Here is a 15,120-nt window from a genome sequence, read left to right on the forward strand (position 1 = left end):
AAAACCCCTCATGAATTATTTACGGGGCAATCAGAAGTTCTGGTGGCTGCATAATGATTGCACTTAATACTTGAATTCAAGAGTCATTGATTTTAGCCATGTCGCCGTTAATTAAAATGGTATTTACAAAGCCTTTAACTAGCGCTTTATTGGCTTTTGTTTTACTCAAATCGGTAATCGCTGTTGCGCCATCTAACTGCGTGCGGCCACTTGGATTTACAGGTGTAATGGCTTGTAAGTTATCCCAGTGTTCTATAATTTTACCGTTTTCAAACTTAAAAATATCAAAGCCAACTTTCGGACCAAAAAAGTTATATTCAGTATGTGTAACTGTGTAGTTACCATCAGAAAAAGCGCGTTTCACTTGCGCTTTTGCGCTGCCTTTAGGTAATTGCTGGAGTACTTCACCAAAACCTGCAAGGCCATCTTTAACGGCTAAATTATGCTGTGTGTATTGAGTTGGGTTTATATAGCTAATGGCTTTGGCATCGCCTGTTTCTATGCTTGAAATAACTGCAACCGCTTTATCGGTATTACTAAGTGTAGTTTGCTCAGATGTGGTTTTTTGTACACTTGCACATGCAGTTAAGCTAATAACTGCAGTCGCTAACACACTGCGAGTAAGTAGTGATAATGGTTTCATTGTAATGCCCTTATTTATTGGTATGCAGGCATTTTATGTAATATTTATAATGTGCAGTAGAGTGTAAGTTGGCGCTAAAATGGTAAAAATCGAACCCCGCCAATCTAAGCTAAGTCGGCTATAAAGTAGTGGCACTATGGCGTACTTGAAACTGACTCGGTGTAGCTCCTGTTTGTTTTTTAAAATATTTTACAAAGTTGCTAGCATCTTCAAAACCAAAATCGTAAGCGAGTTTTTGTGTTGTTACATTGCTTATTATTAAGCGGCGTTTTATTTCTATTAAGGTAAATGCGTCAATCATTTGCTTAGCGGTAAGACCAGTACTTAATTTGCAAATATGATTAAGGGTTTTGTAAGTTGTGTGCAATTTTTTTGCATACCAGTTGGCATCGCGAATAGTTAAAAAATGGCTTTGTAGCAAAGTATAAAATGTACCTAGCTTAATGCTTTGCTCTGGATTTATTTTATCGTGGCGTAATTGTGGACGTAACCTGTGCAACCCTAAAGCTAGCGCACTAAATAAATACATTACTATGAGTGGGTCTGATTGTGGGTGCGCTATTTCTATTTTCATTTCGTTTATTGCGCTTAATACTCGTGCTTGGCTATGCGTATTTAAGTTAAGTAATGGCGTATGTTGTTGGTTTAAATGGGTTGGTGTGTAATTTGGTAAGCGCATATTGGTATGCACGCGGTCTAAAAATGTTTGCGTAAACAATACAACATACCCTGTTGGTTGCTTACTAAAGTCGAACGCGTGCACTTGGTCGGGTTGTAAAAAAATAAGTGTGTTTGGCTCAAATGAATATTGTGTAAAATCAACCATGTGCTTTCCACTGCCCTGTTCTATATAAATAATCATATAAAACGAGACTCGATGCGGCATTTGCGGGTCGTGAGAAATTATGTCTCGCTCATACAAATTACTAAGAGGCAATATTTCAAGCTCAGCTTGCGCTGACTTATCATGGTTAAAACCAATGTTAGGAATATCCATTCGGGCTTATTTTTTATGTGTTTTATAAAGTGTATGTGAGTTAGCTTTAGCTTATCAAGCACATTGCGATTTATTAACCCACTTTTTGTATGGCTGATGCTTATCGTACAGTACATTAAAGATATACGTGTAAATGAGTATAAATACTAAAAAGCCTGCTTCTAATGCTGCAGCAGCCAGCCATGTAATATTTAAATACCAAGCGAGCATTGGCAGCGTTATTACAACCATACCCAGCTCAAAGCCACATGCATGAGTAACACGGGTTAGTAAGCTGCGATCTTTTCGGTTATGCCCTGCTATTTTATCAAACACTATGTTGTAAATGTAGTTCCACAACATGGCAAAAATTGATAAACCAATACCTACAATTGCCATTTTTCCTGTTGCAAACCCACCAAAATAAACAGATGCAGGAACAATAATAAATAATGCAATCATCTCAAATATTAGGGCCTGAAAAATACGTTCTAATGTGTTCATATATAAATAAGTTCTTTAGTGAATGACGAGACGGTTATTTTCATTCATTATTAAGATACATGTTAGTTAGCTAGTATCGGTAAAAACGATATGTTTAGTATTGAACAACTTCAGGCATTTGTAGCTACCGTTGAGGCTGGTTCGTTTTCGGCCGCAGCGCGTAGTTTAAGTAAAGCGCAGTCGGTAGTAAGTCAGCATATTATTAATTTAGAAATAGACTGTAATGCAACATTATTTGAGCGTACAGGGCGCTATCCACAATTAACGGATGCCGGTAAACAGTTACTACCTCAGGCTAAGGCTGTGCTTAATCAACACCAGCGATTAACAAGCTCTGCATTAGCACTAAACGAAAAAACACTAACCGAAATCACTATCGCACTTGACGAAGGGGTCCCATTTAAAACTATCGCAAGTATTATTAGCAAGCTGCAAACTAAGTATCCTTATGTATCGCTTGAGTTTTTAAGTGCATCGAGCCATGACATAATTGACATGCTAAATAGCGAAAAGCCTATAACGGGTATTATTTTTAGTGAATTAAATATACCGAGTTACTTAGACTATGAATGTATTGGATCGGTAAAATTTGATTTATATGTTGCTAAATCGCACCCTTTAGCGGGGGGCAGATGTGAAAATATGGATGGCCTTCGGCTACATCGACAACTTCTTCTTCGTTCGCGCAATACACAAACAAGCAGCTTTCAGCTAAAAATTAGCCCAGAGATTTGGTATGCCGATAATTACTTTGTATTACTCGAACTAGCAATACAAGGTAACGGGTGGTGCTTATTACCAAACCATGTAGCTCTAGATGCAGTACAAAGTGGTGAGCTGGTTAAACTTCCTCTTGAGTTTGAAGAAATGGGTTGGTTGGCTAATGTTGATGTATTACAGCATCAGCGGCATAGTAATCAAAAAGTGTTTAAAGCGCTTCGAAGTGTATTACTAGGGCTGTTATAAAATTTCTATTGTGGAATATTATTTCCATAATGATTGGGCTTTTTACCTCTTTTTTAACTGCGCCGATAAAGCCAAAATAGCGTCATCAACACAGCGAATTAAACGACTAGAGGCAAAACACATGAAAGCAATTGGATATCAACAAAACTTACCTGTTTCAAACGAGCTATCACTTCAAGACATCGAACTTGAAATGCCAACAGCACACGGCCACGATATTTTAGTGGAAGTAAAAGCTGTATCTGTTAATCCGGCTGATTTTAAAATTCGTGAATCAATGCCAGCGCCAGAGGGCGAATACAAAGTACTTGGTTTTGATGCTACAGGCGTTGTTAAATCTGTTGGCGAAAATGTGTCTTTATTTAAACCTGGCGACAAAGTTTGGTATGCCGGCGATGTAACGCGTTCAGGTAGTAATGCACAGTTTCAATTAGTTGATGAGCGTATTGTAGGTAAAATGCCAACGACGTTATCTAACTTTGAAGCCGCAGCGCTTCCTCTTACTAGCCTTACCGCATGGGAGTTGTTGTTTGATAGATTAAACGTAGCTGAAAATGATGATTCTAAAAGTATTTTAGTGATTGGGGCTGCCGGCGGTGTAGGCTCAATTATGGTGCAACTGTTAAAGCAGCGCACTAAGCTTAAAATTATTGCTACAGCGTCTCGCGCCGAAACCACGTCGTGGTTAGAGGATTTAGGTGCCGATACTATTATTAATCACCGTAATTTATTAAGCGAAGAGTTTGCAGCTAAAAACTTAGGTGAAGTAGATTATGTTGTTAGCTTAAATAACACAGCTCAACACTTGCCTGAAATAGTTAAAGTGATTAAGCCACAAGGTAAGTTTGCACTGATTGACGACCCTGAAACGCTTGATATTGTGCCATTCAAAACAAAATGTGTGTCGGTACATTGGGAACTTATGTTTACTCGTTCATTATTTAAAACAGACGATATGCAAGAGCAACACGTTATCTTAAATAACGTAGCGGGGATGATTGACGAAGGCCTGATTAAAACAACGTTTGGTGAGCATTTAGGCACTATTAACGCCGTTAATTTACGTAAAGCGCATCAGCATCTTGAAACGCAAACGGCTAAAGGTAAAGTTGTTTTAGAGGGTTTTTAAATAACCACTCTATAAATACATTTTGAGTATACAAAGCAAAGCCCCTAACGGGGCTTTTTTATATCTGTTATTTGTATAACTGTTTGTAATTAGGCATATGTTCAACCCAAAATGGCGGTGTACCAATATACTCTTGCACGGTTTTAATAAACTCACTTACCAATGGGGTTTGTTTACGATGAGGGTAAAGCGCGTAAATACCTGTGCCCATAGTTGATAGTTTATAATTAGTTAAAAGCGGCACAAGGCCCATTTTATCAATAGGTTCTTCTAAATTAAATAAATCGAGCATTACATACCCAAGCCCTGCTTTTACTGCATCGACCATAGCGCGTACATCACTCACTTTGTAATTGCCTTTCATTTTATGTATTTTTTGCTCATCACCATGAGGCTCAGTACTTAACTTAACTTGGTCGAGACTTACATCGCCATTGCCATAAATAATAGCGGGTAAAGCTAATAAATCCTCTGGTGTGGTAGGCATTCCGTGCTTTTTTATAAAATCATGTGATGCAACAAGCGCAAAGTGCATATTAGCAATTTTTTTAGCCATCAAATTAGAGTCGTTGAGTTTGCCTATTCTAAAGGCTAAATCGTAATGATCGGCAATAATATCGTTACGCTTATCGTCAAGCATCAAGGTTATTTTTACCTCAGGATACTTTTGCATAAATATATTAATAGCGGGCTGAATATACTGCTGACCAAAAAACATACCCGAGGTAATGCGTAAAATACCTTTTGGCTTTGCCTGATACGAGTCGGCTATGCTATGGATATCAGAAAGTGTATCAATAAGAATATGCGCTTGCGTTAAAATTTCCTCTCCTGCGGAGGTGAGCGAAAATGAGCGCGTTGAGCGATTTAACAGTTGCACACCTAAACTGGTTTCGAGCTTTTTAATTTGTTTAGACAGCGACGAATTATCCATATCATGCAGTGCTGCTGCTTTAGCAAATGAGCCTTGTTGCACTACATCTACAAATAACGTTAATTGATTAGTTATCGACATATCACTCTCCTAAATCCCAATAAGGAACATCGCCATAATAGCCACTGGTAAAGTCAACAAAAGCACGCACTTTACTGGGTAAAAACTGCCTATTAGCATACACCATGTAAAGCCCCATTGGCTCGGGCTCATAGTCTTTTAAAATGCGTACCACTTTACCTTGAGCCAGTGCCTCACCTGCTATAAACGTAGGCTGCATGGTAATACCGCCTCCTGCAATGGCTGTGTTTAGTAACAAATCACCGTTATTAGCTACTAAGTTACTTTCAAGCTTTAATTCATTTTTTAGCTCATCATAGCCTTTAAGTCTTTTTGTAGGCTCGGCGTGAGCATAGCGTAAATAGTTATGTTCTTGCAGCGCTTCTAATGTGGTTGGCGTGCCGTTTTGTTTTAAATAGGCAGGAGATGCAAATATTGCTAAGCGAATAGGCGCTACTTTCTTCGCTATTAATGTTGAGTTTTTTAACGTACCGATACGCAGTGCTATATCAATACCTTGCTCAACTATATCTACAAATTGATCGGTCAATCGTAAATCTATTTTTAAATTTGGATACTGCTTTTGAAAATCAACCAGTAACGTTGCCAAATGCTTAACCCCAAACGACATAGGCGCACTAATACTCAGCACGCCCGATACATTTTCGCTTAAGTTATTGAGTGAGTTTTCCATATCTTCAATATCAATAACGACCTGTTGGCAACGCTGATAATATTGGTTTCCGGCCTCTGTAACACTTACTTTTCGCGTTGTACGGTGCAATAAACGCGTGTGTAAATTGTCTTCCAACGCAGAAATATACTTGCTGACTAATTGCGGCGAAATATCGAGTTTATCGGCCGCTTTTGAAAACGATCCTTCTTGCACAACGGCTAAAAAGGCCTTCATAGTGGTTAGCTTATCCATTTTTAACAATATCTTGTTTGTAATTTATAAATAAATAGCACATTTATCACCAAATTAAAAAGTAATAAAATTGCTATATCAAAATAGACTCATTAGGTAATAGCATGACTCAGCCCGCTTTATTTATATCTCACGGCTCGCCAATGATGGCGGTACAGCAATCGGCAACCTCTGATTTTTTAACATCGCTTGGTCAAACTCTTAAAACACCGAGCGCTATTGTTATTTTTTCGGCGCACTTTGATATTGCTAACGATAAAACAACACACGACATAGTGATCACTGCCGGTAATGCACCGCAGACTATTCATGATTTTTATAATTTTCCTGCGCACATGTATCAAATTCAGTACCCAGCACCAGGTGAGCCCGTACTTGCCAATACCATTGCACAGCGTTTTAGCACTAAAGGTATTAAAGCTGTGCTTGATGCAAAGCAAGGGTGGGATCATGGCGTGTGGATACCACTGCGGTTAATGTATCCAGCGGCAAATATACCTATTGTGCAGGTGTCTATTAATACCCGTTTAGGCGCAAAGGCAATGTACGAATACGGGCAGTTACTTGCACCGCTTCGCGATCAAAATATATTAATTATTGGCTCAGGTGGCATTAGCCATAACCTACCCGAAATATTTAAAAAACCACCTACGCCTAATCGCGTTCAAATGGTTAATGAGTTTACTCAATGGGTTGAACAAACGCTTTTAGCGCAAAATACACCCGCGCTGTTAGATTATTTAAACCAAGCGCCCCACGTATTATTTAATCACCCTACCCAAGAGCACTTTTTACCACTTTTTGCGGCTATGGGAGCAGGTACAAATGAAGTTGAAAAAATATTTAGTGATATCGAAATGGGGGTTTTAGCGCTTGATGCGTATAAATTCACTTAAAAGGTTTGTATATGTAGGAGGGTTATTTAGTTTTTGGATTGGTTTTGCTTTTGCTTAAAGCTGCACGCAGGTTTTGTAACTCATTATAATAGAGCCAAGCGTTGTATCAATGCTCCAAGTTCAAGTGTTTTAAGCTTAAACTTGAACTTAGGGTGTTTAAATTAAAATTTAATAGTTTAAAGTACCACGAATTGGGTAATCATTTTTAGGATCGCGGATCCATGTAAGTCCACCTACCAAAGTTTTTAAATTTGGGCGACTAACAGGGTTATTTGCAATATCAATCACATGCAATTTACCGTGCTCATTGACTACAAATAGGCCCGGCTCACTAAAGTTATGATCGGTTTCTTTTGCAAAACGCGGTTTAGAAATATATAAACCAAGATCCTGCATCGACTCTTCAGTTAAGCCATATGCAATAGGGTACGAAATACTTAAGCTTGCCATGTGCTCCTCTAGTTGCGCTTTAGAGTCGCCCGATACTGCAATTATATCGATGCCTGCATCAGCCAGTGCCGACTTAACTTCTTCTAGCTCATTTAAAAAAGATGTACAAATAGGGCAATGTTTACCACGATAAACAAAAATAGCTTGCCACGGTAATCCATTTTCCGACTTTCCTAAATTAATTTCGCTGTCATCAATAAGCGTCACTTTTACTTGAGGAAATGTATCGCCAGGATGTAATTTTTGCGTGCTCATAAATAGCCTTAATTAATAATAGAATAAGATATCAACGACAAATATAAATTAATTTGAGCAAGTGTTCAATAATTAATTGAGCAATCGTTCAGTTTTGTTTATAGTGAGTTCAGCTACATCTATTTATGATGTTTAATTAAAGCGCACTTATGGCTTACATCAATGTAAAAATTGGTACATTTAAGTGCACTGTTTGCACTCCCTAAAAGTTAGGATTTTATTATGATTAAAGTTTCAGTTCTATACCCAAATAAAGGCGATGCCCAATTTGATTTTGATTATTATTGCAATGTACATATACCTTTAATTACAGAGCTATTAGGGGATGCATTAATTAGTGGTTCTGTAGATGCCGGGCTTGCTGGCGGTGCACCAAACGAAGCGCCTGCATATATAGCGATGGGTCATCTTGTATTTGAATCGGTAGAATCATTTCAAAATTCATTTGGTCCACATACCGATAAAATTTTGGCCGACTTAGTCAACTTTACAAACACGCAACCACAAATCCAAATTAGCGAAATTAAGCTATAAATTTATATTCAAAATTAAGAGGGAAATATGGCAACTACACTCGCATTTGACGTATACGGCACGCTTATTAATACCCATGGTGTGCTGTCCTTACTCGACGACATGATTGGCGATAACGCCCAAGCATTTTCAAATACATGGCGCGAAAAACAACTAGAGTATTCGTTTAGGCGCGGCTTAATGCAAAATTATATTCCCTTTTCGCTATGTACAAAACACGCACTCGACTATGCGTGTTTAGCGCATAAAACACAGTTGAGTGACGCTCAAAAAACACAATTACTCGACAAATATAAAGTCTTGCCAGCATTCGACGATGTAAAAGCAGGCCTTAAACAATTAAAAGCACAAGACTATCGCTTGTTCGCATTTTCAAATGGTGCTGCCGATGCAGTAAATACTTTGCTAGAAACGGCAGGAATAAGTGAATACTTTGAAGGCGTAGTAAGCGCCGACGACGTTAAAACCTTTAAACCAAACCCAGGGGTTTATAGTCACTTTTTACGCGAAACCAATTCAACCGGCGCAAACACATGGCTTGTATCAAGCAACCCGTTTGATGTAACTGGCGCTATTTCGCATGGTATGCGCGCGGCGTGGATTCAACGATCTAAAGAGTCTATTTTCGATCCTTGGGAAATACAGCCAAATACCATCGCAACCGACTTACTCGATTTAAAAGCTAAATTAGAAAGCGTTAATTAATTTAACTACATCCCCTTTATGCTCGGTATTAAATTTTACATCGTCGGTGTAAAGGGGGTTTACGTTTTACCTATTTATTCCCGCCTTTATTAGCTCAATTACTGTATTCATACGTTTTGCCAACGGCCTATTTCGGTGATGGCACACATAAATAGATTCACTAACCGGACATTCTAAATGATGTGTTTTTATAAGTTGTGGCTTATTGAATGCACCTACAGCATGAGCAGGTAATACCGTAAAACCCAGCCCTAAGCTTACAGGTTCTAGTATCAAACTAATTTGGTTAGAAAATCCCGTACGTCTTATTTGGTCAATATGCTCAAACTCACTGTAGTTTTCGCTTAGTAGTAGCTGCGCATGATGGCTTGCATCGGGATGAGCAATAAACCCTAGCTCACACAGGGTTTGCCAATTAGGCATGTTTATACCTGCAGGCGTTACAAGTAGTAGTGGCTCTTGGCTTATTTTATGGCTGGTTAGTTCGCTAAATGTTGGAGCTTGAGTTAAAAACCCGATGTCGGCACTGTGGTTTGCTACAGCTTGTTCAACACTTACATTGGGCGCAAAGCGGTAATCAATAATCAGCTCTTTATACTCAGATTGCAGTGCTAATAATTGATTATAAAACTTTAAACCACAACTGCCTGGAGATTGAATCTTTACCGCTCCGCTGTACGGCGAATCATCTTTTAATTGTTGTTCTAAAAACTGCCAATCTTTAAGAAGTAGGCTGCCCTGCTGATATAAGTTTTGGCCCTGAGGAGTAAGAGAAAACTGCTTACCATGGCGCTCAAGTAAAGCGCAGTTAACTTGCTGCTCTAGCTTTTTAATATGCTGACTTACGCCAGACTGGGTCATATAAAGGCGCTCAGCTGTTTGGGTAAAGTGATTTACTTCAACCAAAGTGCAAAAGGTGTTTAGCCATGTTGGATTTATCATTACAAAATGTACTCAAAATGATGATTAATGATAATTTTACTTAATATGTAGCGGTTCGTAAACTAACTCCATCAACTAGTCGCAAGACAAAATAAGTCACACGTTAAAGAGGAAGCATTATGAGTCATACATATCCACGTAGTTTTTCGCACATTGGTATTTCAGTACCGGATGTTGAAAAAGCCGTAGAGTTTTACACTAAGGTGATGGGCTGGTACACCATAATGGAACCCACTTTAATAACTGAAGATAACAGCCCAATTGGTGAAATGTGTACAGAAGTGTTTGGTGAAAAATGGGAAAAATTCAAAATAGCACACCTATCTACAGGCGATCGTATTGGTGTCGAAATTTTTGAATTTAAAAACCAAGAAAACCCAAAAGACAATTTTGAATACTGGAAAACAGGCATCTTTCATTTTTGTGTTCAAGACCCAGATGTAGAAGGGTTAGCCGAGCGTATTGTGGAGGCTGGCGGTAAAAAACGTATGGAAGCCCCACGTTATTACTACCCTGGTGAAAAGCCATACCGCATGATCTACATGGAAGACCCGTTTGGTAATATTCTTGAGATTTACAGCCACAGCTACGAGCTTATATACAGCGCAGGCGCTTACTAAAAGTCTGAACTGTGGATAATAAATCTATATCTAGCAGCCTTTTTTAGCGCTAATTGCGTTGAATTTATTTGCAATAGGCCAGCTATAACACGTAGATTCGCCTTATTTTCACTGAAAATTTTGGTTAGAGAGGAACATCCTTAAATACCATAATTATTCAACGTGTTATTAAATTTATTAACCAGAGATCAGGCTAAATAATAGGGTTAACATTGCGTTAGCCCTATTATTTTAGCTTTAATAAAAAGTGATAAGTACGCGTTAAGCGCTTTTCCCACAACACTTTTTATATTTACGCTCGTTACCGCATACACACGGGTCGTTTCGACCTAGTTTAGGCATGCCACGGGTTATTGGGCTTTGCGGTGGCGGGCAACAGCTTATATTAGTACAGCTAGAGCCAGTTGGTGCAGGCGATTTATCTGTCATCTCATATTCCTTTTTTTAGTCGTGTTTACCAAGAGCCATACATAGGGTTTGGTAGTAAAAATAAAGACTTACCAAGTTTTGGTTGTAGCGCTTCTATATTGGCTGATTCTTGCGTGATGCCGCTAAAGTCTTCTATGTTGTCTCCTACCTGAAACTTTATAACCTGCGGTTGTTTCCAGTTATTTTGCATGCCCTTTGGTGTATAACAATCGGCTGTACCTTGTGTTATTTGTTGGCGGCGAAGGTCTTTATCATTAATAAAGTGTTTGCCATCTACAGCGGTTTTATCGGCCTCTGAACGGCCCATTAAACAGGTATTTTCAACCGTTACAGGTAAGCCAACTGCTTTAAGATTATTCCATGTGTGTACATCGTTTGCTTTATCGCGGTTAGTAACCAGTGCTACTTTGCCTCCTTGCTTGTAAAGCGCTTCTATAAACGATTTAGCGCCAGGTACTAGCGTTGCGTTTTCGCTTTTTACCCATGCTTGCCATGTTTGTGGTGTATAACCTTTACCGCTAAGTTCGGTTTGTTTTTGATAGGCAGAGTTATCGAGTACGGTTTCATCTACATCCATCACAGCAACCCAGTTAGTTGCAGAGCGTGGTAATTTCGTAACCGCAGTTTGAGCTTGCTGATACATATAAGTTGTTAATGCCTGATACTCTTTACTAGTTGTTTGCCATAAAACCGATGCTGATAGCGCATTTGCGTTATCTGTAATTGAAACCGATACCGCACAATGGTCGCTTAGCATGGCTTTATCATCCATATTTTTATATTTATGGACTTGGGCTGATTTTGCGATACTTTTAGCATCCATTTTACCCACAATTATATGATCGATAGGCGCTGGGTAGCGTGCTTGGCAACCAATTAAATGGCTAGTAGTAATGCTCGTTGAGCGCTCATTGCTTAATAAAGTGCGCGTTAATCGGTTATAAGGTGCAGAAATACGTTGGTTAAAATCACCCAGTACAATGTATGGCGTATTTGTAGTTTCTCGTTTTGCTATCCAGCTATCAAGAATAGGTGCTTGTTGGGCGTAGGTTTTACACGCTGGTGAGTCGCTTTTAAGGTAGTCATCTACAAAGCAGCCGCTTTTCATGTGTACGTTAAGTATATCGGTTGGGCCGTTTGGTGTATTTACCGTTATTTGTAAGCCATAGCGTAGCCCTGCTCTTTTTAAGGCTAATTGATCTATGGCAGCAGTATTGAGTACAGGCATTGCTTTTTTTACTGCAAAGGCTACTTTTTGTTGAGTTGATAAAGCCCCTGTTTGTCGGCACGTATAGGCTTTACTATCTGCTCGGGTAGACATAATAAGTTGCCAGTCGTCTTCAGAAAAAATTTGCTGTAAGGCCGCTTTAGATCCCACTTCTTGTAGCGCAATAATATCGGCGTCTAGGTTTTTTGCATACGCTTTCATTGCTGCTATTTCGCTTGGCGTTCGTGTTCTACAGCCTGTATCGATTGGATAAGCAAGATGCTCTACGTTCCATGTTGCCACCTTTAATGGCTGCGATACACTTTGCAAGGAAGTAACAACCTCACTACTTGGTGAGCTATTCGCTACTTTTGTGGGAATAGTTGATGTACAGCCAATACTTAGCGTTGCTATACAGGTAATAGTTAATAAACTAAACGCCTTCATTTTTATGTCCTTTGGATTATTTTTTTGTTGCTATTACTTGCGACTCATTAAAATTCTTCGTCAAGTATACAATGCCTTATTGTTTAATGTTCGCTGTTAATTAACGTCCTATTGTGGAAATTTTTGGTCATACACTACGGCGTTGTGCGCGTGTAAGCTTTCTTGGTGTTCAACCTTAAAGCTGTAGTTGTAAATATCTGTTTTTTGTTCAAGGGCGTGCTTTAGCCTGCGGGCAGCGTCTTCACAAAACAGCAGGTTTTCGGCGTTAAGTTTAGCAAAGGCTTGCTCGTCTTCTCGTTTTACAGCAGTTTGTACTGGCGTGCCTATAGCCTCTTCCATTTGCTTAATAAGAGTGGGTAAATCGGGGAGTTGTTCACCTTGTAAACTCATGTTTATATACGCATACGAGCGTTGGCTATGCGGCGTAGCTACACTGCCTTGCTGCGATGTTAGCCATTCTAATAAAGCGCTTTTATCAAGCTGCTGCTCTGTAAATTGCTCTGCTACAGCGTCACTTAACGCTTGCCTTGAAAGCGCAGCCGAGCACGGGCAAGTGCTCGAATAAGGAATTGTTAGGCTAAGCTCAGTATTAATAACGCCATCTGTAATGGTTTTGCTAATAGCCACTGGATACGCCTGAAACCCAGATTGATTTGATAAAAGCGCCGGCTTATTTATTACAAGCTCAAAGGCTAAATCTATTTTGGCACTTAAGCTTAAACCTTGCTGAGAGCTAAGCATGTTTTTAAGTAGTGTTGTTAAAACCTGGCCATTTAGTGGCTTATTTGCCAGTTGTTCATTAAGCAATAAATACAAACGCGACATATGTATGCCTTTTGCATTTGCTTTATTAAGGCTAACAAATATGCCAGCCTTGGCGTGAGTATGTATTTGCTCACCTTTGTTATTTAAAATATGTAACGGCAGCGAAACCCCTTCCATACCGACCCATTGTAACGGGCGGGCATTGAGAGAATTAGACTGCGAAGTAATATCGGACAAATGGCTTTTAGCATTCATAAATTTAAATATTCCGGTTAACGATTAAAAACAAGAGGCATAGCAGGTTTGCTTGGTTTAGAGACCGTTTTGCCATCGTAAAGACGCTTAATAAATTGGTGAGTAATACGTACATCTAAGGTTTTTGTTATACCTTGATTTACTACACTGACATTTCTATAAGTTGGCTTTTCATGCTTATAAGCTCTTTTAATTAGCAGGTTATGTGGGAGTAATACGCGTTGGCGGCTAAATATTAGTTTTGCCAGCTTATTACAGGATTATTGCGCGTCACCTTTGTTGAGCCTTGCCCCGTATTGCTAATCCATTGCACGTTAAGCGCATTCAGCGAAGGCATTAAGTTAAACAGTGTGACTGAAAAACCCATAACCGGTGTTTTGCAGTTAAAGTTGTAGGTGGCTTCAATATTGTGGTGATCGTGGCTATGAAAGTCTGTGTGTTCATCATGGCTGTGAGCAAGTGAGTTTTCGGTGCTTTGTAAAATACACTGCCCTTCTATATCAATAGCGTGGCTACTATTTTTTAATTGCTGAGCAAGTACATCAATAGCATTTTTATCAGATTGGTTAGCAGCTTGGTGTTCAAACCCCAGCGCATCGGCAGCCGGAATAATAGACTGCATTTGCAGCACATTGCCCTCTTGAGCAATAAGTAACTCCCCTTCCCCATGAACATGTTTTTGAGCATGAGCACTAAAGCCCAACCCTAATAGCAGGGCAACACTCAGGCCTTGAGTAAACACTTTCATAAACTAACCCTCACTTAAAATAGAGCCAAATGCAATAATTATTATAATATAACGTATCGATGTTGTCCTAAAAAGGTAATAATTGAGAGTGTTTAACTAGTTATTAAAAGGAGTTGCAGAATCAGCGCGCTCTAATGTTTAAAAAGCTTTGTTGTTAAACGTGGTTGTTAAAGGGTCGTAATTACGGGGATAAGTTTAGTTGTCAAAATTGATTAATAGGATTCAATTAAATCTGACAGCCGAATATGTGCCAGTGTAGGTCGATAAGCGAAGCGCCATCCGACACAGTAAAATATCTTGCCGATTAATATCAGTATTTTATGTTGTCGAGTGGCTGGAGAGTGCCATGAAGGGACATTCATAACCCTTAATGTATGAAGTCAAGATTGGACCCCATTCACTGGTAACGAGTAAAATTTACTGGGTAAGCTTTCGGCTGGAAAGGGGTTTACACAGTTATAGTAATTTACGGGCATTTAGTTCAAGTAAAACCTCGTCAGAAAGTGCATCAATCCAATAAACTTCTTTAAGCTGCCTACATGTTAAACCAGCAATCTCTTCAAATACAAGCTCAGCAGTTTCTTTTTCTGCAAGTGTTGCTGTTTTAAATAAATGAAATGAAATCTCGACAAACATCATCCAAGTAAAGATACCCCCTGTGTCAGGATAGTTGTCGCCTCAATTAATTTACAAATAAACAGGGCGCGGTAAGTTAAAGTAAGTGAAT

18 protein-coding genes are annotated in these 15,120 nt (G+C 39.1%); 6 read left to right on the top strand and 12 right to left on the bottom strand.

The window, feature by feature from the left end; genetic code table 11:
• Window positions 1–76: 76 nt before the first annotated feature.
• The 3 genes from GQR55_RS18145 to GQR55_RS18155 all read right to left on the bottom strand — a co-directional run bounded on the left by GQR55_RS18145 (window position 77) and on the right by GQR55_RS18155 (window position 2,123).
• Complete coding sequence (locus GQR55_RS18145; RefSeq protein ID WP_206012139.1) at window positions 77–643, bottom strand: hypothetical protein; 567 nt, start codon at window positions 641–643, stop codon at window positions 77–79.
• Window positions 644–761: 118 nt separating this feature from the next.
• Complete coding sequence (locus GQR55_RS18150; RefSeq protein ID WP_166421720.1) at window positions 762–1,640, bottom strand: helix-turn-helix transcriptional regulator; 879 nt, start codon at window positions 1,638–1,640, stop codon at window positions 762–764.
• A gap of 54 nt (window positions 1,641–1,694) precedes the next feature.
• Window positions 1,695–2,123: a PACE efflux transporter gene (locus GQR55_RS18155; RefSeq protein WP_024600346.1), complete on the bottom strand. Its 429-nt coding sequence runs from the start codon at window positions 2,121–2,123 to the stop codon at window positions 1,695–1,697.
• A 90-nt stretch (window positions 2,124–2,213) separates the two neighbouring features.
• Here GQR55_RS18155 and GQR55_RS18160 point away from each other — a divergent pair, with 90 nt between their 5' ends.
• Together GQR55_RS18160 and GQR55_RS18165 are read left to right on the top strand one after the other, a co-directional pair.
• Entirely contained in the window at window positions 2,214–3,089 is an 876-nt protein-coding gene (locus GQR55_RS18160) for a LysR family transcriptional regulator (RefSeq protein WP_166421721.1), read from the top strand.
• A 121-nt stretch (window positions 3,090–3,210) separates the two neighbouring features.
• Entirely contained in the window at window positions 3,211–4,218 is a 1,008-nt protein-coding gene (locus GQR55_RS18165; protein ID WP_166421722.1) for a zinc-binding alcohol dehydrogenase family protein, read from the top strand.
• Between the two features lie 67 nt (window positions 4,219–4,285).
• Here GQR55_RS18165 and GQR55_RS18170 read toward each other — a convergent pair whose 3' ends face one another.
• Together GQR55_RS18170 and GQR55_RS18175 are read right to left on the bottom strand one after the other, a co-directional pair.
• Window positions 4,286–5,233, bottom strand: a complete 948-nt coding sequence (locus tag GQR55_RS18170; protein WP_166421723.1) for a LysR family transcriptional regulator — start codon at window positions 5,231–5,233, stop codon at window positions 4,286–4,288.
• Window position 5,234: 1 nt separating this feature from the next.
• Window positions 5,235–6,140 (bottom strand): LysR family transcriptional regulator, encoded by a 906-nt coding sequence (locus GQR55_RS18175; RefSeq protein ID WP_166421724.1) that lies wholly within the window; start codon window positions 6,138–6,140, stop codon window positions 5,235–5,237.
• A 104-nt stretch (window positions 6,141–6,244) separates the two neighbouring features.
• On the opposite strand from GQR55_RS18175, the gene GQR55_RS18180 reads away from it, so the two are divergent.
• Complete coding sequence (locus GQR55_RS18180; RefSeq protein ID WP_166421725.1) at window positions 6,245–7,036, top strand: class III extradiol ring-cleavage dioxygenase; 792 nt, start codon at window positions 6,245–6,247, stop codon at window positions 7,034–7,036.
• Window positions 7,037–7,204: 168 nt separating this feature from the next.
• Here the strand turns inward: GQR55_RS18180 and GQR55_RS18185 are convergent, their stop codons facing one another.
• Entirely contained in the window at window positions 7,205–7,741 is a 537-nt protein-coding gene (locus GQR55_RS18185) for a redoxin domain-containing protein (protein ID WP_166421726.1), read from the bottom strand.
• Between the two features lie 222 nt (window positions 7,742–7,963).
• Here GQR55_RS18185 and GQR55_RS18190 point away from each other — a divergent pair, with 222 nt between their 5' ends.
• Window positions 7,964–8,275 (top strand): EthD family reductase, encoded by a 312-nt coding sequence (locus GQR55_RS18190; RefSeq protein ID WP_166421727.1) that lies wholly within the window; start codon window positions 7,964–7,966, stop codon window positions 8,273–8,275.
• A gap of 27 nt (window positions 8,276–8,302) precedes the next feature.
• Window positions 8,303–8,980, top strand: coding sequence for a haloacid dehalogenase type II (locus tag GQR55_RS18195; protein ID WP_166421728.1), 678 nt, complete (start codon window positions 8,303–8,305; stop codon window positions 8,978–8,980).
• Window positions 8,981–9,046: 66 nt separating this feature from the next.
• On the opposite strand, the gene GQR55_RS18200 is transcribed toward GQR55_RS18195, so the two are convergent.
• Complete coding sequence (locus GQR55_RS18200; RefSeq protein WP_166421729.1) at window positions 9,047–9,922, bottom strand: LysR family transcriptional regulator; 876 nt, start codon at window positions 9,920–9,922, stop codon at window positions 9,047–9,049.
• Between the two features lie 119 nt (window positions 9,923–10,041).
• Here GQR55_RS18200 and GQR55_RS18205 point away from each other — a divergent pair, with 119 nt between their 5' ends.
• The gene (locus tag GQR55_RS18205) at window positions 10,042–10,542 is read left to right on the top strand and encodes a lactoylglutathione lyase family protein (protein ID WP_166421730.1); all 501 of its coding nucleotides are present in this window, start codon (window positions 10,042–10,044) and stop codon (window positions 10,540–10,542) included.
• Window positions 10,543–10,803: 261 nt separating this feature from the next.
• Here the strand turns inward: GQR55_RS18205 and GQR55_RS18210 are convergent, their stop codons facing one another.
• The 5 genes from GQR55_RS18210 to GQR55_RS18230 all read right to left on the bottom strand — a co-directional run bounded on the left by GQR55_RS18210 (window position 10,804) and on the right by GQR55_RS18230 (window position 15,032).
• Entirely contained in the window at window positions 10,804–10,971 is a 168-nt protein-coding gene (locus tag GQR55_RS18210; RefSeq protein ID WP_166421731.1) for an SEC-C metal-binding domain-containing protein, read from the bottom strand.
• Between the two features lie 25 nt (window positions 10,972–10,996).
• The gene (locus tag GQR55_RS18215; RefSeq protein WP_166421732.1) at window positions 10,997–12,625 is read right to left on the bottom strand and encodes an HAD family acid phosphatase; all 1,629 of its coding nucleotides are present in this window, start codon (window positions 12,623–12,625) and stop codon (window positions 10,997–10,999) included.
• Between the two features lie 108 nt (window positions 12,626–12,733).
• Window positions 12,734–13,645 carry a GTP cyclohydrolase FolE2 gene (gene folE2, locus GQR55_RS18220; protein WP_166421733.1) on the bottom strand — a complete coding sequence of 304 codons (912 nt, stop codon included), beginning with the start codon at window positions 13,643–13,645 and terminating at the stop codon, window positions 12,734–12,736.
• A 235-nt stretch (window positions 13,646–13,880) separates the two neighbouring features.
• Window positions 13,881–14,393, bottom strand: a complete 513-nt coding sequence (locus tag GQR55_RS18225) for a DUF2796 domain-containing protein (RefSeq protein WP_166421734.1) — start codon at window positions 14,391–14,393, stop codon at window positions 13,881–13,883.
• A 456-nt stretch (window positions 14,394–14,849) separates the two neighbouring features.
• Complete coding sequence (locus GQR55_RS18230) at window positions 14,850–15,032, bottom strand: hypothetical protein (protein WP_166421735.1); 183 nt, start codon at window positions 15,030–15,032, stop codon at window positions 14,850–14,852.
• Window positions 15,033–15,120: the final 88 nt, after the last annotated feature.

Source organism: Pseudoalteromonas sp. Z1A8 (genome assembly GCF_011378855.1).
Taxonomy (GTDB): Bacteria; Pseudomonadota; Gammaproteobacteria; order Enterobacterales; family Alteromonadaceae; genus Pseudoalteromonas.

Excerpts from the sequence above, each read along its gene's own strand:
- GQR55_RS18165 (WP_166421722.1), top strand. The coding sequence starts at position 3,211 with ATGAAAGCAATTGGATATCAACAAAACTTACCTGTTTCAAACGAGCTA.
- GQR55_RS18190 (WP_166421727.1), top strand. The coding sequence starts at position 7,964 with ATGATTAAAGTTTCAGTTCTATACCCAAATAAAGGCGATGCCCAATTT.
- GQR55_RS18175 (WP_166421724.1), bottom strand. The coding sequence starts at position 6,140 with ATGGATAAGCTAACCACTATGAAGGCCTTTTTAGCCGTTGTGCAAGAA.
- GQR55_RS18215 (WP_166421732.1), bottom strand. The coding sequence starts at position 12,625 with ATGAAGGCGTTTAGTTTATTAACTATTACCTGTATAGCAACGCTAAGT.
- GQR55_RS18145 (WP_206012139.1), bottom strand. The coding sequence starts at position 643 with ATGAAACCATTATCACTACTTACTCGCAGTGTGTTAGCGACTGCAGTT.
- folE2 (WP_166421733.1), bottom strand. The coding sequence starts at position 13,645 with ATGAATGCTAAAAGCCATTTGTCCGATATTACTTCGCAGTCTAATTCT.
- GQR55_RS18230 (WP_166421735.1), bottom strand. The coding sequence starts at position 15,032 with ATGATGTTTGTCGAGATTTCATTTCATTTATTTAAAACAGCAACACTT.
- GQR55_RS18205 (WP_166421730.1), top strand. The coding sequence starts at position 10,042 with ATGAGTCATACATATCCACGTAGTTTTTCGCACATTGGTATTTCAGTA.
- GQR55_RS18185 (WP_166421726.1), bottom strand. The coding sequence starts at position 7,741 with ATGAGCACGCAAAAATTACATCCTGGCGATACATTTCCTCAAGTAAAA.
- GQR55_RS18160 (WP_166421721.1), top strand. The coding sequence starts at position 2,214 with ATGTTTAGTATTGAACAACTTCAGGCATTTGTAGCTACCGTTGAGGCT.
- GQR55_RS18200 (WP_166421729.1), bottom strand. The coding sequence starts at position 9,922 with ATGATAAATCCAACATGGCTAAACACCTTTTGCACTTTGGTTGAAGTA.
- GQR55_RS18195 (WP_166421728.1), top strand. The coding sequence starts at position 8,303 with ATGGCAACTACACTCGCATTTGACGTATACGGCACGCTTATTAATACC.
- GQR55_RS18150 (WP_166421720.1), bottom strand. The coding sequence starts at position 1,640 with ATGGATATTCCTAACATTGGTTTTAACCATGATAAGTCAGCGCAAGCT.
- GQR55_RS18225 (WP_166421734.1), bottom strand. The coding sequence starts at position 14,393 with ATGAAAGTGTTTACTCAAGGCCTGAGTGTTGCCCTGCTATTAGGGTTG.
- GQR55_RS18180 (WP_166421725.1), top strand. The coding sequence starts at position 6,245 with ATGACTCAGCCCGCTTTATTTATATCTCACGGCTCGCCAATGATGGCG.
- GQR55_RS18170 (WP_166421723.1), bottom strand. The coding sequence starts at position 5,233 with ATGTCGATAACTAATCAATTAACGTTATTTGTAGATGTAGTGCAACAA.
- GQR55_RS18210 (WP_166421731.1), bottom strand. The coding sequence starts at position 10,971 with ATGACAGATAAATCGCCTGCACCAACTGGCTCTAGCTGTACTAATATA.
- GQR55_RS18155 (WP_024600346.1), bottom strand. The coding sequence starts at position 2,123 with ATGAACACATTAGAACGTATTTTTCAGGCCCTAATATTTGAGATGATT.